Origin of the sequence: Parabacteroides goldsteinii DSM 19448 = WAL 12034 (assembly GCF_000969835.1) — a bacterium.
In the GTDB taxonomy this organism is placed as follows: Bacteria; Bacteroidota; Bacteroidia; order Bacteroidales; family Tannerellaceae; genus Parabacteroides; species Parabacteroides goldsteinii.
Window position 1 is genome coordinate 318,286 of the sequence record NZ_KQ033913.1, and the last position, 21,315, is coordinate 339,600.

Sequence of the window (21,315 nt, forward strand, 5' to 3'; positions counted from 1 at the left end):
ATTATTGTTCCTTCGTGTTTCATTCAGAAAATAAATATATATCATGGAAAAAGTAATTTATAACTTGGTATTTAACCGCAAAAAGCAGTTAAACTCAGAAGGTAAAGCTTTGGTTCAGGTAGAAGCGTACTTGAATAAGCAGAAAAAGTATTTTTCGACAAAGGTCTATGTCAAGCCTTTTCAGTGGGATGCAAAGAGAAAAGCAGTGAAGAACCATCCTAATATGGACTCTTTAAATCAGTATCTGGCTAATTTTATTGCAGAATTAGAACAGCTGGAACTGGAAATTGTACATACCGGTAAGGAATTTTCGTTGAATGATCTGAAAGAGAAACCTGAAGCAGGTCAGACTTCTTTTTCTCTGTTTATGAAAAATGAGATTACTCAAAGTAATCTGAAACCGTCAACGTTGAAGAATCATTTTTCGACATTGCAGGTTCTTTCCTCATTTAAAACAGATGTGAGTTTTAATGATCTGAGTTTTAATTTCCTTTGCGATCTTGAGCATTATATGTTGGTGAATAAATATCACCGGAATACGATTGCCAAACATATGAAGCATTTGAAGCGTTACATCAATCTGGCGATCAATAAAGATCTGTTTGATTTGCACCGCTATCCTTTCCGTAAGTACAAGATCAAGTATATGGAAAGCAAAAGAACTCATCTTACACCGGAAGAATTGGAACAGCTGGAAAGCCTTAACCTGAGAGGACGCCGTACGCTGCAACGAACATTAGATATGTTCTTGTTCAGTTGCTATACCGGACTTCGTTTTTCGGATATAGTCAGTATTACGAGAGAGAACTTCCTCATTATTGATGATAAGGTTTGGTTGATCTATTCATCCATCAAAACGGATGTTAATGTTCGTTTGCCCTTATTCTTATTGTTTGACGGAAAATCTCTTCCGATTTATGAACGTTATAAGAATAATCCATGGACCTTGTTCGATATGCCGGCTTCTTCAAATTCGAATGTGAACAAGCAGCTCCGTCGAATTTGTAAGATGGCGAATATAGACAAAAAAGTTTCTTTCCATACTGCCCGTCATACGAATGCTACATTATTATTATATAATGGCGCGAATATAACAACAGTGCAGAAACTTTTAGGGCATAAAAGTGTACGTACGACGGAGATATACAGTAATATTATGGATATGACAGTAGTACGTGATCTTTCGAGTTTGTCAAGTATTAAATGATATAGGATAATGGCATTAGGGAACGTGGGGATATTATGGGGAATTTTCTGGGTTCTCTAATGTTTTATTGACAAAATGTTAGCCTGCATGGGGCGTCGCTCTGGTTTTGACTCCCTGTGGCTTTCCTTTTGTTGTAAAATTCTGTTCTCAAACATTTATTTGTAAGTGAATTTTTCAGCTGGTTATACTTTGAAAAGTAAATAAAATATCCGACTTTTGTCTGCATGATGAATCAACCTTTAGCAGAGAGATTACGTCCGAAAACGTTGGATGATTATATCGGACAAAAACACCTTGTAGGGCAAGGAGCCGTGTTAAGGAAAATGATAGATGCAGGTCGTGTCCCTTCTTTTATTCTGTGGGGACCGCCGGGTGTGGGTAAGACTACACTGGCACAGATCATTTCCAATAAACTGGAGGCACCTTTTTATACATTGAGCGCTATCAGTTCGGGAGTGAAGGATGTGCGTGATGTGATTGAAAAGGCAAAAAGTAATCGCTTTTTCAATACGGTATCTCCTATTTTGTTTATTGATGAAATACATCGTTTCAGCAAATCCCAGCAAGATTCCTTGCTGAATGCAGTGGAAACGGGTGTGGTGACGTTGATTGGAGCTACAACGGAAAACCCTTCTTTCGAAGTGATCCGTCCGCTCTTGTCCAGGTGTCAGGTATATGTACTGAAATCATTGGATAAAAATGATTTGCTTACATTATTAAATAAGGCGATCAAAGAGGACGTCGTACTGAAGGATAAAGATATTGTCCTGAAAGAGACAGATGCCATGCTGCGTTATTCCGGCGGAGATGCCCGGAAGCTACTCAACATATTGGAACTGGTTATTTCGGCAGAAGAAACGGATAAGATCGAGATAACGGATCAAAAAGTCGTTGACCGGTTGCAGGAAAATCCGGCAGCTTATGATAAAGGCGGAGAGATGCATTATGATATTATTTCAGCTTTTATCAAATCGATCAGGGGAAGCGATCCCGATGGAGCTATTTACTGGCTGGCCCGTATGGTGGCAGGAGGGGAGGACCCTGAGTTTATTGCCCGCCGGTTGGTTATCTCTGCTTCGGAAGATGTAGGATTGGCTAATCCGAATGCGTTATTGCTGGCGAATGCCTGTTTTGATGCCCTGAAGAAGATCGGTTGGCCGGAAGGACGGATTATATTGGCGGAAACTACGGTTTATCTGGCTTGCAGCCCTAAAAGTAATTCGGCTTATATGGCCATAAATGATGCATTGGCATTGGTTGAACGTACGGGAAACCTCCCGGTTCCGCTTCATTTGCGGAATGCTCCGACGACTTTGATGAAGGAGTTGGACTATGGGAAAGAATATAAGTACGCACATGATTATAAAAACAACTTTGTTGAACAGGTCTATTTGCCTAAGGAAGTACAGGATCAGCACTTTTGGAAAGGGCAAAATAATCCGGCTGAGCAAAAACTGGTCGAACATATGAGGAAATTATGGGGAGACCGGTTTTGATTATTGACAATTAATAATTGAAAATTGATGATTAACTGGAATAAAGTTGTCGGATGGGTGGAAAAAGTGGCTTTTTGCTAATAATTTTCACTATTCAGTTTTCAAATTTCAATTAAATTCGTACATTAGCCGCCTGTTTTCGAAAAACACGTTACTTAAATAATATATAACATTAAAAAGAAATTGATATGAAGAAGCACAATTTTTCTGCAGGACCTTCTATTCTGAGCGAATACACGATTAAGAATGCAGCAGCAGCTGTTGAAAATTTCGCAGGTACAGGGTTATCAATTCTTGAAGTATCTCATAGAGGTAAAGAATTTGTTGCAGTAAACGACGAGGCCAGAGCTTTGATCAAAGAGTTACTGGATGTGCCGGCTGGTTACGAGGTTGTATTTCTGGGTGGTGGTGCCAGCATGCAGTTTTGTATGGTTCCTTTCAACTTGTTGAACAAAAAAGCTTCTTATCTGGATACGGGGACATGGGCCTCTAATGCGATCAAAGAAGCTAAATTATTCGGAGAAGTTGATGTTGTAGCATCTTCAAAAGAGGCTAATTATACTTATATTCCGAAAGGTTATGCAGTCGCAGAAGATTCAGACTATTTCCATTTTACATCTAATAATACGATCTATGGTACGGAAATGCGTTATGATCCCGATCTGAATGTACGTTTGGTATCCGATATGTCTTCTGATATTTTCTCCCGTCCGATCGATATCTCTAAATATGATGTAATTTATGCCGGTGCACAGAAAAATCTGGCTCCTGCTGGTGTAACATTGGCTATTGTCCGTACAGATGCTTTAGGACATGTAGACCGTGCTATTCCTACAATGTTGAATTACAATACACATATCAAGAAGGACTCTATGTTCAACACGCCTCCTGTGTTCCCGATCTTTGCCGCTTTGCAGACATTGAAATGGTATAAGGAGTTAGGTGGTGTTGCTGTTATTGAAAAGATGAATCTTGAAAAAGCAGCTATCCTGTATGATGAAATCGACCGTAACAAATTGTTCAAAGGTACTGCCGCCGTAGAAGACCGTTCTATCATGAACGTTTGCTTTGTAATGAACGATGAATATAAGGAGTTGGAAGACGAATTCAATAAATTTGCTTCTGCTGCCGGTATGGTAGGTATCAAAGGTCACCGTTCAGTAGGCGGATTCCGTGCATCTCTTTATAATGCAATGCCGAAGAGCAGTGTGGAAGCGTTGGTTGCTACAATGAAAGAATTTGAAAAACAGCATTGATTATGACAAAAGTATTAGTTGCTACCGATAAACCTTTCGCTGCGATAGCAGTGAAAGGTATCCGTGAAGTTGTTGAAGGTGCAGGTTACGAACTGGCTCTTCTGGAAAAATATACGGACAAAGCTCAATTGCTGGATGCTGTGAAAGATGCCAATGCGGTGATTATCCGTAGTGATATCATTGATGCTCCGGTGTTGGATGCTGCCAAGGAATTAAAGATTGTGGTTCGTGCCGGTGCCGGTTATGACAATGTGGATCTGGCTGCTGCCACTGCCCACAATGTGTGTGTAATGAATACGCCGGGACAGAATTCCAATGCGGTTGCCGAACTTGTTTTCGGTATGTTGGTATATGCTGTCAGAAACTTCTATAACGGAACTTCCGGAACAGAATTGATGGGCAAGAAGCTGGGTATCCTGGCTTATGGTAATGTGGGACGTAATGTAGCCCGTATTGCAAAAGGTTTCGGTATGGATGTATATGCTTATGATGCATTCTGTCCGGCAGAAGTGATTGAAAAGGATGGTGTAAAAGCGGTTGCTTCCACTGCCGACCTGTTCAAGGCTTGCCAGATCGTATCTCTTCATATTCCGGCTACAGCCGAAACAAAAGGTTCTATCAATTTTGAATTGATGAACTCTATGCCTAAAGGCGCTATCGTAGTAAACACGGCCCGTAAGGAGGTGATCGACGAAGCCGGTCTGGCAAAGATGCTGGAAGAACGTCCTGACTTTAAATATATCACGGATATCAAGCCGGCTATCGATGCAGATCTGGCTGCCAAATATCCGGACCGCTATTTCGGTACACCGAAAAAGATGGGTGCCCAGACTGCTGAAGCGAATATCAATGCAGGTATCGCAGCTGCCAAACAGATTGTTGACTTCCTGCAGAACGGTAACGAGAAGTTTAGAGTTAATAAATAAGTTTCTTATAAGATAGGAGTATAACACACCCCCTGCCCCCTCTCGAGAGGGGAATGGTTACCACCAGATTGTATAAACAAAGAGTAACTAATTCCCCTCTTGAGAGGGGGTAGGGGGTGTGTCATTCACTACTATATGAATGTATAATAACCAAATAGATTTACTACCATGGCAAAAATAAAACCATTCAAAGGTATACGTCCCCCTAAAGATTTAATAAAAGATGTCGCATCACGTCCTTATGATGTGTTGAACTCTGAAGAAGCACGTGAAGAAGCGAAAGGCAACGAAAAGTCTTTATACCATATCATCAAGCCGGAAATAGATTTCCCGGTGGGAACAGACGAACATGATCCGGCCGTTTACGAAAAGGCTGCCGAGAACTTTCAGATGTTCCAGGATAAAGGTTGGTTGGTTCAGGATCAGAAAGAACAATATTATGTGTATGCACAAACTATGAATGGACATACACAATACGGCCTGGTCGTATGCGCTTATGTGGATGATTATCTGAAAGGCAACATCAAGAAGCACGAGTTGACACGCCGTGATAAGGAAGAGGATCGTATGAAGCATGTTCGTGTGAACAATGCCAATATCGAACCGGTATTTTTTGCTTATCCTGACAATGCCGAACTGGATGCTATCGTAAAGAAATATACGGCTAATGCACCGGAATATGACTTCGTGGCTGAATTGGACGGTTTCGGTCATACTTTCTGGATTATCGATGAAGAGAAAGATATTGCCCGCATCACCGAACTATTCGAAGAAATGCCTTCATTATATATAGCAGACGGTCACCACCGTTCGGCAGCGGCAGCTTTGGTAGGAGCGGAGAAGGCTAAACAAAACCCGAACCATCGCGGGGATGAAGAATATAACTTTTTTATGGCTGTCTGCTTCCCGGCTAATCAGTTGACGATTATCGACTATAACCGTGTTGTAAAAGACCTGAACGGACTGACGGAGGAAGAGTTCCTCTCCAAAGTGGCAACGAACTTTACTGTAGAAGAAAAAGGTACGGATATATATAAACCAACGGGACTGCATAACTTTTCCCTCTACCTGAATGGTAAGTGGTATTCATTGACAGCTAAACCTGGTACGTACAACGATAATGACCCTATCGGTGTACTAGATGTGACGATCTCTTCCAACCTGATCTTGGACGAAGTTTTGGGTATTAAAGACCTGCGTTCAGACAAACGTATAGACTTCGTCGGAGGTATCCGTGGATTGGGAGAATTGAAACGCCGTGTAGACAGTGGCGAAATGAAAGTGGCATTAGCTCTATATCCTGTAACAATGAAACAGTTGATGGATATAGCCGATACCGGAAATATCATGCCTCCTAAGACAACCTGGTTTGAACCTAAATTGCGGTCAGGACTGGTTATCCATAAATTGGTATGAGAACGATCTATTTATTAATAGAAAAGCCCCGGAACTTTTGCACTGGGGCTTTTTTATAGATTTTTCTTTTATTATAAAACAACTTTCACACACTGATTCGTTACCCGTATCAGGTAAATACCCTTCGGTAATGCTATCTGTTCTTCATTGCCGGAAGTCCGGAAAGCTTTCAGCAGGCGTCCGTTGGGGGCAAAGATGTGAACCTGTTCCGGCTGAGGAGCCTGTATGTGTAGATAGCCGTTGGCGGCATAAATTTTGATACCGCCGGTATCGACTGTCTCGTTGGCAACCGGATCGGGATTTTTCACTATACCGTCGATGAAGATTTCGACATCGTTACGGATATACTTCACGATATAGGCTCCGTCACTGCTCCGTGGTGTAATTGTTTCTCCCCGATCGGTCGTGACGATTGGTTCGGATTGGTTATAATCTTCATCCAATGTCAGGTAGAAACGGAAATTATCCCATGATTCAACCTCATAGTCACCCGGAGCCGGATCGGTCGTGGCTCCCTCTACGGACGGAAGAGTAACTGTATAATAAACAGGGGGAGGTGGAGCCGGTATTCCTTCAAACTCAGCCATGACGGTCACGTCGTAGGCCGGCATACGAAAAGAATTACCGGACAAGGCAACAGTTGTATTTGCATCCCCTGTTTTATATACTTGCAAAGAACCGCTTTTCAGGCGATAACCATCGGCAGGAGAGACGGTCAGAGCCACCTCGACACCTTCTGCAACCTCCGTCCCCGGAGAAGCCGTAATGTTTCCATTCTCCATAGAAGAAATTGTTATCTGATAAGGGATCTGCTCAAACTCTGCTGTAACCGTTACGCCATAAGCTGGCATATTGAATGAGGTTCCGGACAAGGCTACAGTTGTATTTTCATCACCGGTCTTATAAACTTTCAGTGAACCGCTTTTCAGGCGGTAACCATCGGCAGGAGAGACGGTCAGAGCCACCTCGACTCCTTCGGTTATATCCACACTCGGAGAAGCTGTAATGTTTCCATTCTCCATAGAAGAAATTGTTATCTGATAAGGGATCTGCTCAAACTCTGCTGTAACCGTTACGCCATAAGTCGGCATATTGAATGAGGTTCCGGACAGAGCGATAGTTGTACCTTCGTCTCCTGTCTTATAGACTTTCAATGAACCACTTTTCAGGCGGTAACCATCGGCAGGAGAGACGGTCAAAGCCACCTCGACACCTTCTGCAACATCCGTACCTGGAGAAGCCGTAATGCTTCCATTATCAACAGGCAAAATAGTTATTTGGTGAGAAATCTTTGCGAACTCTGCCGTAACCGTTACATCATAGTCCGGTAAAATAAACTTATTATCGTTTACTGCCACTAACGTGCTTTCGTCACCGGTCTTATAGACTTTCAGCGTTCCCTCCTTCAGAAGATAGCCTTCTGAAGACTCGACTTCAATGGTTAATTCGCTATCGATCGACGTATTGTTCGTATCACGGAACGGTACTTTATCGCCGCTAAACAACTTCGTATCCTTCCAACTGACAGATAAGGAACCGCCGGAAATAGCAGGATCAACAGTAACACTACGTAAGAAATCATTTCCGGCAACGCCCGACATCACCCGATATGTATCACCTACCCGAAAGAAACCGTAACTACTCAGAGAACTGGGATCGACTTCGAACACCTCCCCGTCGGGTAACTCAGCCGCATCCTTTATTACAAACAGTGTCGTCATGTCTTCTAGTGTCGTGATAGCCTTATCAGAGAAAGGGGCTATTTTAACCGGCTGGCTCCAACCGTCACTTAACAAAGTATTCGGTTTGTTTATATCCAGACAGATAGCGGTATTGTGTTTGGGACTTGTATTAATTTGGCTTTTCACATACGAGTTGTTAAGTTCGATAGTAGTAAAGCCTTGCAAGTCATAGGGCATTACGAACGGATTATCCGCGGTTCCGCAATCCTTGAAAACGAAAGTGGCATCTTTTAATACACCTGTTTTGGGATTTCCTGAACTGATCTCCGACAAATTAGTGGCATCAATACTGGGCGATACCGTTATGCATGCTTTACCTCCTATCGTGTTTTCTGCCATAAGATTATTTACAACCAAACCTGCCATACAGATTTCTCCTCCGTTCAGCTTGATGTTTACATCTCCGCCTGCTTGCAAAGCATAATTTGAGTCAGAGTAAAGCCCATACACACTGATGTTATTGCCACTATTAACGGTAATGTTAATATTATTGGTGACGCTTGAGCAGAAACCATTACCATATACAACTTTATCCGTATTGCCATTAATTGTCACATTAGCACTGCCTACACGACCTTTGTCAGGACTATATCCGTCATTCAAATCCTCATCACCCCAGCCTCCGCCGAAAATATTGCCGGATGTTATAGTTCCGCCGTCAAATACGACATTCGTGCTGCCAAATACTTGCCCTTGCGAGCCTCCGCCTAAAACATTATATGAAATTACCCCATTTGTCACAGAAACATGGGTATCTTCCTGCACATCACATCCCCAGCCTCCGCCGAAGATATTATTTTGAAATGTACCGCCAGATATTTCAACACGAGTACTGCCTACGGTTGTTCCCGGTTGGTTGCTTCCTCCGAAAACATTTCCGGATATAGTAGGCGTTCCGGATATTGCAAGATAACATTCTCCGGTTACATCGCCTTCATAGCCTCCACCATTGATATAATTAAAAGTACCACCACTTATTTCGACACGGGTACTTCCTACGGTTGTTCCCGAATTTCGACTTCCTCCAAAAACATCTCCGGATATAGTGGGTGTTCCGGAGATTGTAAGATGAGATTCTTCGATAACATCGCCACTTTCACCTCCGCCAAAAACACTGCCTGAGACTTCTCCTCCTGAAAGTGTCACTTCTGTTTTGTTACAGGACGCCGATGCACCTCCTCCATAAATATTTTTTGTTATACTTCCGCTTGTTACTGTAAGTTTGGCTGTACCATTGACAGATCCTGTTTCACCACCAGCGAATAACCAACCACCAATATTCGAACTTACCTGTACATCCGTATTTTGGCAGGAAGCTGTAGACCGTGCACCTCCCCCGCACAAAGTAGCTAGACTTGGAGTTCCGCTCACCTTCACCGTAGCTGTTCTCAACACCGGCGATTCCCAACCGCCACCATACGTCCACTTGTTAAATGTTCCGCCGGTTATGTTCAGTTCCGTACTACCGCAGGTGGCAGTGGTTTCGTTATCAAAACCGCCTCCACCGGTTACAAAGCAATTGAACGTTCCGCCACTTATCGTAACTGTAGCTTTTTCTTCTACGGGAGCTGAATAACCTCCGCCCATCACGTTATACCTATATTCATCATTTTTTCCGAAGGTTCCGCCTATTATCTCAAGATTCGTGTTTTTACATATTGCGGATGTATTATGACCACCACCTATTATATAATTTACATTACCGTTTTCGACTTTTATATTAGCAGTTCCTTTTACCGGAGCATTATTGCCTCCCCCGTAAATGGTAGAAATAAAAGTTGTATTATTGATTGTTATATTCGCGTTGCCCTCGACTATGGCTTCGGTATTATATCCCCCTCCTAAAATAGCAGTTACAGTTCCTCCTTCAACAACGATATTCGTATTGCCTGTCACTTTTCCAGCGTAGCCACCTCCATATACCCAATCTAAGGTTGCTCCGTCTTTGATGGTTATGGAGGTAGTTTCAACATCGACTCCAAGTCCTCCGCCTCCATATACATCGCAATCATCTTTCACGGTTACGCCGCTATCGAACACAACCTTTTTCCCGTTGGCAGTGATGTCCCCGGCCTCCAAGTGTATATTCTTAAATGTAACATCTTCCTGTAAACTACAGCTACCTGCAAAATTGTCTGTATTAAACTCCAAAGTCTTACCATCTCCATTTATTGTACAAGATTTATCCGGCATCTTATCTCCGGAGGCTTCATAGAGTGTTACTTTTGACAATAACGTTATTTCGTCTCCACTTTTCAATGCCTTCATAGCCTTCTGCCAATCGGCATATTCTGTATTGACTCCTTTTGAAGTTATTTTCAGGATATTACCCCCTTCGCTACGGGTCAGAATCTTTTGCCCGGAAGATTCAAGCGGGACTTTAGTTCGCTTTTTTACCGGTAATACTGGTTTAGATACTGTCAAATCGACTCTGCTTTCGGCAGACGAACCACCCGACGAATTGTTTTTCTGTGCCATTCCTTGCACAGTGACCATCATAAAAAAAGCAACCAAGAGACTTTGTAATCTGGATGCCATGCCTTTTTGTAAAAATTCTTTTATATTCATATTAATGATTAGTGTTGTTATTGTTATCCGATCGCCAGGCCATTCCGCCCGTGATCGACACCTTATCCTGGTCGCGATCGACACTCCATCCCGATCGGAATAGGGTATCGATCCTTTGGCTGTTCTTGTTATTCTATCTCAGGACGATCGCCACCACCGTCCGATTTACCGCCTATCCAAAGGGGAATGGTGGTACTGCGGGGAGCTTTTAAAGTGGTGCCTGTAGAATATTGTGTAGTTACTGTTAGCGTATATTCGCCATCGGCAAGTCCGGGTGGGATCAGAAGCATCAGTTCCGACGGTTTGTTGGAAGCAATCATGTCGTCATCGAGCTTTGTAACGACTCCTTCGCTGTTGGTCAGCGATACGCCTACTGCTGCATCGCTACCAACTACCTTTAGCATGGCACCGCGCACGATCAGGTTACGTCCGGATGTAGCCGTACCGTCTTTGAGTCCGGTCTTGCGGTCCTCCGTTTCAAGAATGTACATCACGTTTGATTTCGTACCCAAGATGCTGACTGACGTTTGAGCAATTTCTTCGCGCAGTCCTTTGTCTTGTGTGACAGAGACATAAATAGAGTTTTTCTCCTTATTCCATACCCCGCCTTCCACGATGCCGAGGAATTTTGCTACGGCACGGAAGAGTCCGGTGTTCACGCTGTATCCGCTTAGGATAAGGCGGGCGACAACGCGGTTGTAGAGTGAAACAGAGTGTCGAAGTGTTTCGATACGCAGTCCGGTGTCTTCCTTCAACATCTCGTCGATGATGTCGTCAAAGTCTGCTTTACCTGCCGATTCAAGTTGTAAGATCTTGTCATTCAGATCATCTGTGGTCACCGTATTGTCGATGAGCCAGCCTTTTAATACGTTTTGCATAGGCTTGAATTGATATTAGTTCTTGTAGAACTATGGCAATTCTAGGCTTTGAAAATTAAGTAAAAAGTAATATAGGACTGATTATAGTATTGTTTTAGGTTTTTTATTAAATTACATTTTACCCCATGTAAATTCGGTTATTATCATTATCTTTGTCAACATTATTAACCTAGTTCTACAAGAACTGATCTATCGTAGTCATACTCCCCCTTAAATAATGTGAATATTCTTTTTATCTTATTTCTTCACTCTCTCCGTCACCTTTGCCCCTGTCTCGATTGCCGTTAACTGCCGGATCGACTGTTTCCACCAGCCATTTCTCGATATTACGGGTCTTAGAGCTGAAGTTGATGCCTATTTTATAGAGCGTACGTGTCGTATCGGCTTCAAAGGGGCGTGCGTAATGTTTCTCATTGATCTGTCGAAGAGCTTCTTCGGCCGTGCTGTCGAACTTAAACTCCATCACATAGGTGTATTTATCCGTTTGCAACACCAGGTCTACGCGGCCTTCACTGGTATGATATTCCGCTTTGACGTAGAAGCCCACCAGCTTAAAGACGATAAAGAGTATGTTCTGATAATGAAGCTCCAGATCGCGCACCAACTCATAAGGCGTATCGGCCATCAGAGAGGAAAGACGGCGGAAGAAGGCGTCGACTTGGCCTGTTTCCACTTCGTTTACAAACTTTTGTATCTGGAAGGGCGAGTCTACTTTATCAGCATTTGCATAGAAGGGCATCAAATACTTGAGAAATCCCTCTTCCACTTCCCGGTTGGGAAAGCCCAGGCGATACATTCCAAAACGAGGGTCGTACCCCTTGATGGTAAGGTATCCGCTCTGATAGATCACGGGGATAGGGTTGGTCGACTCCGAGTCGATGCTGTTCAGTATGTCTGCATTTGTTTCCTCGTGTGCCATACGGTATAGATCGTAATTATGGCGTTTGAGTAGTTCTACCAGGTAGGAGGGGGTTCCCGTCTCGAACCAGTAGCTGCCGAACTTCATCTTCAGGAAGGTATTTAACAGACTGAAAGGGTTGTAGATACCGATTGAGTTTTCCACGAAGTGGTAGCCGTCATAGCATGCTTTCAACTCGCGGCAGACATCCTCGTAAGACATCTTCTGCGCATCGGCCAGTTCGTGAAGCTCATCCTCAAAGTTGGTATGTATTTCCTTTTCGGTGATGCCACAGAGCTCGACATAAAGGTCGTCCATCGAGATATCATTCAGGTTGTTCAAGTCGCTGAATACGCTTACTTTACCAAATTTGGTAACTCCTGTCAGCAATGCGAATTTGATGTAGCCGTCCATGGATTTGAGTACGCCGTAGAAAGGCTTCAGCGTAGTACGAAAAGCCTTTTGCAGTTCTACGTCGCCGATAGCCTGAAGCATCGGCTTGTCGTACTCGTCGACAAGGATGGCAACACGTTCACCGCTTTTTTCGCAGGCACGGCGGATAATTCCGGCAAACCGTAGGGAGAAAGAGGTTTCCGAAGGGCGGGTTCCATAAAGTTCCTCCCACTGTACCAATGTGTCGTTGAGAATTTTATCTAGACTCTCCGGTGTGTTATACTTCTCTATATTCAGATCGAGATGTAGCACGGGCCGTTTCACCCAATCTTTTTCAAGCTGTTCGATGGCCAGACCTTCAAACAGTTCTTTCTTCCCTTCAAAGTAAGCTTGAAGGGTGGAGATCATCAGACTCTTACCGAAGCGGCGCGGGCGACTGAGGAAGTAGTAACTGCCTGTTTTTACCAGCCGGTATAGCAGCGCTGTCTTATCTACGTAGAAGTAACCGTCTTTGCGAAGCTTCTCAAAATTCTGAATACCAATAGGATATAATTTACTCATGATACTTGTCTTTTATTAAAACGGAACCATCCGAACGCAAATATACCTTTTTATCGGCTGATGCCAAACATACAGCGAAGGTTTTCTGTGTCCGGATGTTTCATTTCTTCGTCGCGTTCGTCATGTTGTTTTGAATATTCTTATTTACTGACTCTCTCCGTCACCTTTGCCCCTGTCTCGATTGCCGTTCCCTGCAATTCCACGTATTCAACGCCTAACGGATTATTGGGCTTGCCTTTTACGTAGAGCGATTCGAGTATGGCCGGTTGGTTGTCGATCGTTGTCATGCAGACATATCTGGAATCTCTTTTGCAGATTGTCAGCTTCTTGCCGGAGTAGGCGGTCAGGGTCACTTCGCTGGTGTCGTTGCCTTCCGAAACCAGTTTATAGCCGTAAGCCATCTTACGCTGAAAATAGCTTAGTTCGTTGGTTTCTCCCACTCGTTCTTCCCGGTTTACCCAGTAGATGTTTAGGGGGACTTTCGTATTCAGTTTGCCGTTCTCCAGATTCACATCGTAACATACCAGATTTTTGTTAAGGCTTCGGGCGATATGGAAAAGCCGTTCGGCAGTCGGGTAGGTACTGTCATCCGGATTGGAGGCATGCATCACTGTAATGAGTGAAAGGAACAGGGTTAAATAAATCGTTTTCATCGCTTATAAGTTGGAAGTAAGATAAGTTAAATATTCGTCGATTCCTTTTTCATCATCCGGTTCCGGACTCCACGGAGCCATATTCTCCGGATGTAAAGGCGCGAAAGGCCCCGGTTTTACTTCATAAATAACTGTTCCCGATTCCAATACGAGCAGGCTATGCCAGATGCCGGGTTTGATTTCTGCGCCATACGATCCGGCGAGCGGGTCGAGCAGAAGTTTCTCTGTGATATTTCCGTCATTATCAAAAATAAATAGCATGGCTTTCCCACGGAGCAGCAGGAAAATTTCGTCTTTATCCGGATTCAGATGGCGGTGAGGGCGGATATAAGTATCCGGCTCCATGGCATTCAGCAGGCGGTTTACAGGATCGTCCAGTTGTTCGTGGAAGTTGTAATTCATACGTAAGCGAGGTGACTGTTTGGCACGCTCGCTGGTCTCGTCGAGTAGTTGTTTATTTATTATTTTCATGTTATGCAACAATTATTTGAGGGACGAATGTACAAAATAAATTTTGTCTGTTATGCCGATAATCCGTACTTTTGTACGAAACCCTGAAAATCGGCTGCTTCATGAAACTCATTATATACCGCTTTTGTCTGTTGATATGTATCTTGTCTCTAACAATTTCCTGTAAACGGGAAGGAGAAAAGAAATTTGTTGTGGGCGTTTCCCATAGTTCTATCAATGATAGCTGGCGGAAAGCGATGGTGCTGGATATGCAGGTAAAAGCTTCTGAGTATCCCGGACTGACTCTGCAAATAAAAGATGCCGGTGAAGACAATGACACTCAGATCAAACAGATACGTGAGTTTATCAAACAACGGGTAGACCTGGTCATTATATCTGCCAACGAATCGGAACCTGTCACAACCGCAGCCGTAGAGGCTTTCCGGGCGGGGATTCCTACTATTATAATAGATCGGAAGATTTATTCGGAAGAATATACGACTTTTATCGGTGCGGACAATTATGAGATTGGCCGTGCAGCCGGATTGTTTATCAATTCATTGCTGAAGAAAAAGAAGACAACGATTGTCGAAGTGTGGGGGCGCGAAGGTTCTTCTTCTGCCCGCGACAGGCATAACGGTTTTAGTGATGCTCTTATCCATAATGATAATGTGATTCTGAAAACTGTGTACGGGCGTTGGCATGCGAAAGAAACAAAAGAAAATATAGCAACACTTGGTCTCTTTGATGATATTGATATCGTGTATGCTCATAATGATGTGATGGCATTGGCTGCGCGGGAGGCTATTATGGAGATAGATTCGCTGGCGGTAAAAAGGATAAAGTTTATCGGCATAGATGCTTTGCCGGGTAAGGGTAAAGGGATCGAAGCGGTAAGTAACGGCTATCTGACAGCTTCTTTCGTATATCCAACCGGAGGAACTACCGCGATAAAGGTTGCCTGGCAGATACTGAACGGGCAGCCTGTCTCCAAACAATATGCACTGACATCAGCCCTGATCGACAAAGAGAATGCCAGTACATTATATTTGCAGACTGAACAGTTGGCTGATTATCAGGAACAGATCGAGAAACAACGGAATAATCTGGAAGAGATACTTTCGGAATATCGTTTTTTACAAAATTCAGTCGGTTTGATCCTGTTGTTGCTGGGAGTAGTGGGCCTACTGGCTCTTTATGTAATACATATTTTCCGCAAGGTACAGCGTAAGAACTATGAACTGAAGCGGACCAATATACAGGTGGAACAGCAACGAGAAGAACTGGCTGTTGCCAACCGGAAGATCGAACAGGCTACTACCCGCAAATTACAGTTTTTTACAAATGTATCCCATGAGATCAAAACACCGCTGACACTGATACTCGGACCGTTGAATAGGCTATCGAAAGAATTGCCTCCCGATTCTCCACTTGCCGACGACATACATATCATAAAGAAGAATGCCGACCGCCTGAAACGTGTCGTCAGCCAGCTGCTCGACTTCCGTAAGGTGGAAAGTAACAAGATGGATATGCGGGTGACGGAAATAGATCTGGTTACGTTTATCGAAGATATCAGTTCCTATTTCGATAATATGGCGCAAAGTAAACAGATACAATACTCGTTTCAACATGATGTCTCTTCCGTAATGTTGTGGGTGGATACGGATAAGATGGAAAAGATACTGGCCAATCTGCTGTCGAATGCCTTCAAGTTTACACCTGATGGAGGAACCGTCACAATTCGTTTGCAGGATCATGCGGGATATGTAATCCTTTCGGTAGAAGATAATGGGAAAGGAATCCAGCCGCAGAACCTGTCTTCCGTTTTCGATCAGTTTTTTACCGCTGACCATCTTACCGGAACGGGGATTGGTCTGCATCTGACTCATGAGTTTGTCGGTATGCATAAAGGAAGTATCCGTGTGGAAAGTGAACCGGGGAAACGTACCGTCTTTTTGGTCGAGTTGCCCAAAGGAAAATCTCACTTTGATGAATCCTGTGTGTTTGCCCCTTCCGTAACAGAATTGTCGAGCGGCGTGGCTAATCTAGATACCCGTGAAATGGATGAGATTGTGAACCGTACCTACGATTATACGATCCTGATTGTTGAAGACGATCCGGATATTAATGCGTATCTGCAAAAAGAACTGAAACCGAATTTCCGTATCCTGACAGCAGAGAATGGCTTGCTAGCAGTGGATATACTGGCAAAAGAAAATGTGTCGCTGGTAATCAGTGACGTGATGATGCCCGAAATGAATGGCTATGAATTGTGTAAGCGGATTAAATCGGATATTGTTTTCAGCCATATACCGGTTATATTGCTTACCGCCCTTTCCGATGATAAACAGCGGATGTATGGTATTGCCAGCGGAGCCGATGAGTTTATCCAGAAACCGTTTAATATTGAAGAAGTAAAACTCCGTATCGTCCGTCTGCTGGAGGAACGTGCCCGGCTGAGGAATGCATTTGCCCAGGAACTTCAATCGCCTGCCGCTTCCGGATTGAAAACGGATAAGGCGGAAAGTATGGACGAATTGTTTATGCGTAAGTTCATGGCATTGATCGAGGAATCTTATCCTGATTCAAACTTCAGTATCGAAAAAGCGAGCGAAATGCTTGGCCTGTCGCGTGTGCATCTCTACCGGAAAGTAAAAGAACTGACAGGTGTGACGCCTACCGATTTCCTCCGTAACTACCGTTTGAAGCAAGCCGCTGCCTTGTTGCGTCAGAAAGACTGTAATGTCAATGAGGCTGCTTATGCAACCGGTTTCAGTTCCCCTCCTTATTTCTCCAAATGCTTTAAAGCGGTGTATAATATTACACCAACCGAATATCAGGAGAAAGGATAACACTCGTTACATTTATGTAACGATACTATAAGCCTATTGAAAATAAACCTTTTATGTAACGAATGTTATCCTTTTTGTAGCATCCGTTATCGTCTGCTTCTGTTCCGTTCCTTAGTTTTGCATCATCAAACATAAGGAACAAAAATTTCGTATCACAAAGAATTACTATATCATGGAACAGATGAAGCAACAAAATAAAAAACCGGTAGTGGTCGGTATTGGCGAACTTCTTTGGGATTTGCTTCCCACAGGTAAGACGGCAGGCGGCGCACCGATTAATTTTGTTTACCATGCTTCCCGTTTGGGAGCCGAAGGGTATGCTATCAGTGCCATTGGTGATGATGATAACGGAAGGGATATATTGAGCGAACTGGATAAGTACAAAATTCAGTATTTAATAGAAAAGTTACCGTATCCTACAGGAACGGTACATGTGGATATAGAGGATGACGGTATTCCCCATTACACAATAACGGAACGTGTAGCCTGGGATCATATGTCGCCTACCTCTGATGCGGTAGACCTGGCAGAACGTGCGGATGCTATCTGCTTCGGTGCTTTGGGACAGCGTTGTCAACAATCCCGTGAAACGATTCAGGCTATTCTTTCGTTTGCTCCCGATTCGGCGTACCGGTTGTTTGATATTAACCTGCGGCAACATTATTATAATAAGGTATTGATTGAAGAATCTTTGTACCTGGCGAACGTGCTGAAAATGAATGATGATGAAATGTCGGAGCTGAAAAACCTGTTCGGTTTGAAAGGAACCGAAGAAGAGGTGGCTAACTGGTTTATGGAGAACTATAACCTGCGAATGGTTGTTCTGACGGCGGGTGCTGATTACAGTACGGTTTACACCCCCGACGAAGTATCTACCTTAGCTACTCCAAAAGTGGATGTAGTGGATACGGTAGGAGCAGGAGATGCTTTTTCGGCAGCCTTGGTGATGTCGTTATTGAAAGGGCAGACATTGAGAGAAGCCCACGAATGTGCTGTAAAAATATCGGCTTTTGTTTGTTCCCATAAAGGAGCATGGCCGGTTTACGAATAAGAAATAGAAGATACTTATATATGTATAGGTTAATTGTTTAAGGCAAAAAGATGGTTAGTTTTAGGTTTTTAATTTAGGTTGGTTAAAAGGTCCGGTATTACCGGGCCTTTTATGTTTTTAAAAACGTTTGTACTGAAGGGATAACTCCAAACGCACGAAAAGGGATTATCCCGAAGGATATCCCTTTCCATGTATCGATAATAATGTTTGCCTGTTTTACTTGCAGACGCCTTATTAGTATTGTCTTTCCAGCAACCAAGCATCCTGGAAATCAGGTGCATATTTAGCTTTGATAGCATCGCGGCTGTCGGCTGCATCAGCTTTATCATCGAAGCTGGCAACGATTACACGCAGCATACCTTGTTCGTTTTCACCTAATACCGCATTGTAGCCTGCATTCTGCATACGCTCTTTCAAAGAGTAAGCATTTGTCTTGTTCTTGAAGCTACCGATAACTACACTGTAACGTTTCAGACGGCTGGCGTCTTCACCCTGTGCAGCGCTGATTCTTTCCGAGCGAGTCGTTGCTGTAGATGTTCTGGGTTTGGAAACCGGGGCAACCTCTTCAACAATCTCTTCTTCTTGTTCTACTACCTCAACAGGAGCTGTAGACTCTTTTTCTTTGGCTTGTTCGTAAGCAGCCTTATAAGCACTCTGTTTAGGTTTACATGAGCCGAATGCTAATACCATACTTATAGCGGCTCCAAATAACCAAATCTTATTCATACTGTTCAGTTCTTAAATTACTTGTGCAAAGATATAAATTATATTTACTAATTTCGCACACAGAATATAATATATTATAATGTACATGAATAAATCTATTGCAACAATGGTTATGGCAACATCCGTATTACTAGGTGCTTGTAATCAGGAAGCTAAAAAAGCAGAAGACACAAAGCCAGTTATCGGACGTTCGGAAATCAAGATTGCCGACGGTCGGATGACGCCCGAGGCGCTTTGGGCCATGGGACGTATCGGCGGCATGAATGTTTCGCCCGACGGACAGAAAGTAGTTTACACGGTAGCTTACTACAGTGTTCCTCTCAACAGCAGCAACCGTGAAGTGTTCGTCATGAACGCCGATGGTTCTGATAACAAACAGATTACCCACACTTCCTTTTCTGAAAATGAAGCAACCTGGATTAAAGGGGGCACAAAGATTGCTTTCCTTTCCGGCGAAAGCGGAAGCAGCCAGCTTTGGGAAATGAATCCGGACGGAACCGGACGGAAACAGTTATCCAATTATGACGGCGATATCGAAGGCTTCGCTTTCTCTCCGGATGAAAAGAAGGTCCTGTTTATTTCGCAGGTAAAGACGGTTCCGAGCACAAAAGACAAGTATCCGGATTTGGATAAAGCCAGTGGTATCATTGTGACGGATTTGATGTATAAGCATTGGGATGAATGGGTAATGACAGCTCCCCATCCGTTTATTGCTGATTTTGACGGAAATAAGGTCGGCAGTCCGATGGATGTGCTGGAAGGCGAACCGTACGAATCACCGATGAAACCTTTCGGTGGTATCGAGCAGCTGGCCTGGAATACAACCTCCGATAAGATTGCATACACTTCCCGTAAGAAGACCGGTAAGGAATATGCTCTTTCCACTAATTCGGATATTTATGTATATGACCTGAATACCAAGCAGACTGTAAATATCAGCGAAGGTATTATGGGATACGATACCAATCCGCAGTATTCGCCTGACGGTAAATATATTGCCTGGCAGAGTATGGAACGCGACGGGTATGAATCGGATCAGAACCGCCTGATGGTTATGAACCTGGAGACGGGTGAAAAGACATTTGTCAGCAAGGACTTCGATTCAAATGTAGACGGTTTCTGTTGGAGTGCCGATGCCCGTACGCTTTACTTTACGGGAGTATGGCATGGTGAATCGCAGGTATATAAGATTGAACTGGACAACGGTAATAAACTGACTCAGCTTACTTCCGGTACCTATGATTACGATTCCGTGCACTTGCTGGGAGAAAACAAGTTGATTGTTAAGCGCCACTCTATGAGCATGGGCGATGAAATCTATTCTATCGACCTGGCTGATAATAATAAGGTAGCTCAGCTGACTACCGAAAACAAGCAGATTTACGACCAGCTGACCATGGGTAAGGTAGAAGGACGCTGGATGAAGACAACCGATGGTAAGCAGATGTTGACTTGGGTAATCTATCCGCCTGATTTCGATCCGAACAAGAAATATCCGACTTTGCTGTTCTGCGAAGGTGGTCCGCAAAGTCCGGTCAGCCAGTTCTGGTCTTATCGTTGGAACTTCCAGATTATGGCGGCTAACGATTATATCATTGTCGCTCCGAACCGTCGCGGTCTTCCGGGCTTCGGCATGGAGTGGAACGAACAGATCAGCGGTGATTACGGTGGTCAGTGTATGAAAGACTATTTCACGGCTATTGATGAAATGGCGAAAGAACCGTATGTGGATAACGATCGTTTGGGTTGTGTCGGAGCCAGCTTCGGCGGTTTCTCCGTTTACTGGTTAGCCGGTCATCATGACAAACGTTTCAAAGCATTTATTGCCCATGACGGTATCTTCAATATGGAAATGCAATATCTGGAAACGGAAGAAATGTGGTTTGCCAACTGGGATATGGGCGGCGCTTACTGGGAAAAGAACAATCCGGTGGCACAACGCACATTTGCCAACTCTCCGCATTTATTCGTAGACAAATGGGATACGCCAATCTTGTGTATTCACGGAGAAAAAGACTATCGTATCCTTGCCGGTCAGGGAATGGCAGCCTTCAATGCAGCCGTGCTACGCGGTGTTCCTGCTGAATTGTTAATCTATCCGGATGAAAACCATTGGGTATTGAAACCGCAGAACGGCGTGCTCTGGCAGCGCACATTCTTTGAATGGCTCGATCGGTGGGTGAAGAAATAAGAATTGCTTTTATATAGCAAAAGGGGAGTTCCGGTAGTCGGGCTCCCC

General features: G+C 43.8%; 14 protein-coding genes. 8 read left to right on the plus strand and 6 right to left on the minus strand.

Annotation, left to right across the window (positions count from 1 at the left end; translation table 11 throughout):
- Positions 1–43 precede the first annotated feature (43 nt).
- The 5 genes from HMPREF1535_RS14355 to HMPREF1535_RS14375 all read left to right on the plus strand — a co-directional run bounded on the left by HMPREF1535_RS14355 (position 44) and on the right by HMPREF1535_RS14375 (position 6,301).
- Positions 44–1,207 carry a site-specific integrase gene (locus HMPREF1535_RS14355; protein ID WP_007652640.1) on the plus strand — a complete coding sequence of 388 codons (1,164 nt, stop codon included), beginning with the start codon at positions 44–46 and terminating at the stop codon, positions 1,205–1,207.
- 224 nt (positions 1,208–1,431) lie between these two features.
- Positions 1,432–2,703 (plus strand): replication-associated recombination protein A, encoded by a 1,272-nt coding sequence (locus tag HMPREF1535_RS14360; protein ID WP_046146665.1) that lies wholly within the window; start codon positions 1,432–1,434, stop codon positions 2,701–2,703.
- A gap of 188 nt (positions 2,704–2,891) precedes the next feature.
- A complete protein-coding gene (gene serC / locus HMPREF1535_RS14365; protein ID WP_007652645.1) occupies positions 2,892–3,959 on the plus strand; it encodes a 3-phosphoserine/phosphohydroxythreonine transaminase in 1,068 nt (355 codons plus the stop codon).
- Positions 3,960–3,961: 2 nt separating this feature from the next.
- Positions 3,962–4,885 (plus strand): NAD(P)-dependent oxidoreductase, encoded by a 924-nt coding sequence (locus HMPREF1535_RS14370; protein WP_007652647.1) that lies wholly within the window; start codon positions 3,962–3,964, stop codon positions 4,883–4,885.
- A 168-nt stretch (positions 4,886–5,053) separates the two neighbouring features.
- A complete protein-coding gene (locus HMPREF1535_RS14375; RefSeq protein ID WP_046146666.1) occupies positions 5,054–6,301 on the plus strand; it encodes a DUF1015 domain-containing protein in 1,248 nt (415 codons plus the stop codon).
- Positions 6,302–6,372: 71 nt separating this feature from the next.
- Here the strand turns inward: HMPREF1535_RS14375 and HMPREF1535_RS14380 are convergent, their stop codons facing one another.
- The 5 genes from HMPREF1535_RS14380 to HMPREF1535_RS14400 form a co-directional block, all read right to left on the minus strand.
- The gene (locus HMPREF1535_RS14380; protein ID WP_007652650.1) at positions 6,373–10,611 is read right to left on the minus strand and encodes an InlB B-repeat-containing protein; all 4,239 of its coding nucleotides are present in this window, start codon (positions 10,609–10,611) and stop codon (positions 6,373–6,375) included.
- Between the two features lie 128 nt (positions 10,612–10,739).
- The gene (locus tag HMPREF1535_RS14385; protein ID WP_007652652.1) at positions 10,740–11,489 is read right to left on the minus strand and encodes a DNA-binding domain-containing protein; all 750 of its coding nucleotides are present in this window, start codon (positions 11,487–11,489) and stop codon (positions 10,740–10,742) included.
- Between the two features lie 232 nt (positions 11,490–11,721).
- Positions 11,722–13,341, minus strand: a complete 1,620-nt coding sequence (locus HMPREF1535_RS14390; protein ID WP_046146667.1) for an ATP-binding protein — start codon at positions 13,339–13,341, stop codon at positions 11,722–11,724.
- A 140-nt stretch (positions 13,342–13,481) separates the two neighbouring features.
- Positions 13,482–13,994: a DUF4833 domain-containing protein gene (locus HMPREF1535_RS14395; protein WP_007652654.1), complete on the minus strand. Its 513-nt coding sequence runs from the start codon at positions 13,992–13,994 to the stop codon at positions 13,482–13,484.
- Positions 13,995–13,997: 3 nt separating this feature from the next.
- Positions 13,998–14,465 (minus strand): WbuC family cupin fold metalloprotein, encoded by a 468-nt coding sequence (locus HMPREF1535_RS14400; RefSeq protein WP_007652655.1) that lies wholly within the window; start codon positions 14,463–14,465, stop codon positions 13,998–14,000.
- Positions 14,466–14,566: 101 nt separating this feature from the next.
- Here HMPREF1535_RS14400 and HMPREF1535_RS14405 point away from each other — a divergent pair, with 101 nt between their 5' ends.
- Together HMPREF1535_RS14405 and HMPREF1535_RS14410 are read left to right on the plus strand one after the other, a co-directional pair.
- Entirely contained in the window at positions 14,567–17,299 is a 2,733-nt protein-coding gene (locus HMPREF1535_RS14405) for a hybrid sensor histidine kinase/response regulator transcription factor (protein ID WP_046147553.1), read from the plus strand.
- Between the two features lie 172 nt (positions 17,300–17,471).
- On the plus strand, positions 17,472–18,350 hold the full coding sequence (locus HMPREF1535_RS14410) for a carbohydrate kinase family protein (RefSeq protein WP_007652657.1): 879 nt from the start codon (positions 17,472–17,474) through the stop codon (positions 18,348–18,350).
- Positions 18,351–18,584: 234 nt separating this feature from the next.
- Here the strand turns inward: HMPREF1535_RS14410 and HMPREF1535_RS14415 are convergent, their stop codons facing one another.
- Complete coding sequence (locus HMPREF1535_RS14415) at positions 18,585–19,076, minus strand: SPOR domain-containing protein (protein ID WP_007652658.1); 492 nt, start codon at positions 19,074–19,076, stop codon at positions 18,585–18,587.
- Between the two features lie 85 nt (positions 19,077–19,161).
- Here HMPREF1535_RS14415 and dpp5 point away from each other — a divergent pair, with 85 nt between their 5' ends.
- Positions 19,162–21,267: a dipeptidyl-peptidase Dpp5 gene (dpp5, locus tag HMPREF1535_RS14420; RefSeq protein ID WP_187386435.1), complete on the plus strand. Its 2,106-nt coding sequence runs from the start codon at positions 19,162–19,164 to the stop codon at positions 21,265–21,267.
- Positions 21,268–21,315 lie beyond the last annotated feature (48 nt).

What these genes read in the sequence shown, in the direction of transcription:
- HMPREF1535_RS14355 (WP_007652640.1), top strand. Translation starts at nt 44, where the DNA reads ATGGAAAAAGTAATTTATAACTTGGTATTTAACCGCAAAAAGCAGTTA.
- HMPREF1535_RS14360 (WP_046146665.1), top strand. Translation starts at nt 1,432, where the DNA reads ATGATGAATCAACCTTTAGCAGAGAGATTACGTCCGAAAACGTTGGAT.
- serC (WP_007652645.1), top strand. Translation starts at nt 2,892, where the DNA reads ATGAAGAAGCACAATTTTTCTGCAGGACCTTCTATTCTGAGCGAATAC.
- HMPREF1535_RS14370 (WP_007652647.1), top strand. Translation starts at nt 3,962, where the DNA reads ATGACAAAAGTATTAGTTGCTACCGATAAACCTTTCGCTGCGATAGCA.
- HMPREF1535_RS14375 (WP_046146666.1), top strand. Translation starts at nt 5,054, where the DNA reads ATGGCAAAAATAAAACCATTCAAAGGTATACGTCCCCCTAAAGATTTA.
- HMPREF1535_RS14380 (WP_007652650.1), bottom strand. Translation starts at nt 10,611, where the DNA reads ATGAATATAAAAGAATTTTTACAAAAAGGCATGGCATCCAGATTACAA.
- HMPREF1535_RS14385 (WP_007652652.1), bottom strand. Translation starts at nt 11,489, where the DNA reads ATGCAAAACGTATTAAAAGGCTGGCTCATCGACAATACGGTGACCACA.
- HMPREF1535_RS14390 (WP_046146667.1), bottom strand. Translation starts at nt 13,341, where the DNA reads ATGAGTAAATTATATCCTATTGGTATTCAGAATTTTGAGAAGCTTCGC.
- HMPREF1535_RS14395 (WP_007652654.1), bottom strand. Translation starts at nt 13,994, where the DNA reads ATGAAAACGATTTATTTAACCCTGTTCCTTTCACTCATTACAGTGATG.
- HMPREF1535_RS14400 (WP_007652655.1), bottom strand. Translation starts at nt 14,465, where the DNA reads ATGAAAATAATAAATAAACAACTACTCGACGAGACCAGCGAGCGTGCC.
- HMPREF1535_RS14405 (WP_046147553.1), top strand. Translation starts at nt 14,567, where the DNA reads ATGAAACTCATTATATACCGCTTTTGTCTGTTGATATGTATCTTGTCT.
- HMPREF1535_RS14410 (WP_007652657.1), top strand. Translation starts at nt 17,472, where the DNA reads ATGGAACAGATGAAGCAACAAAATAAAAAACCGGTAGTGGTCGGTATT.
- HMPREF1535_RS14415 (WP_007652658.1), bottom strand. Translation starts at nt 19,076, where the DNA reads ATGAATAAGATTTGGTTATTTGGAGCCGCTATAAGTATGGTATTAGCA.
- dpp5 (WP_187386435.1), top strand. Translation starts at nt 19,162, where the DNA reads ATGAATAAATCTATTGCAACAATGGTTATGGCAACATCCGTATTACTA.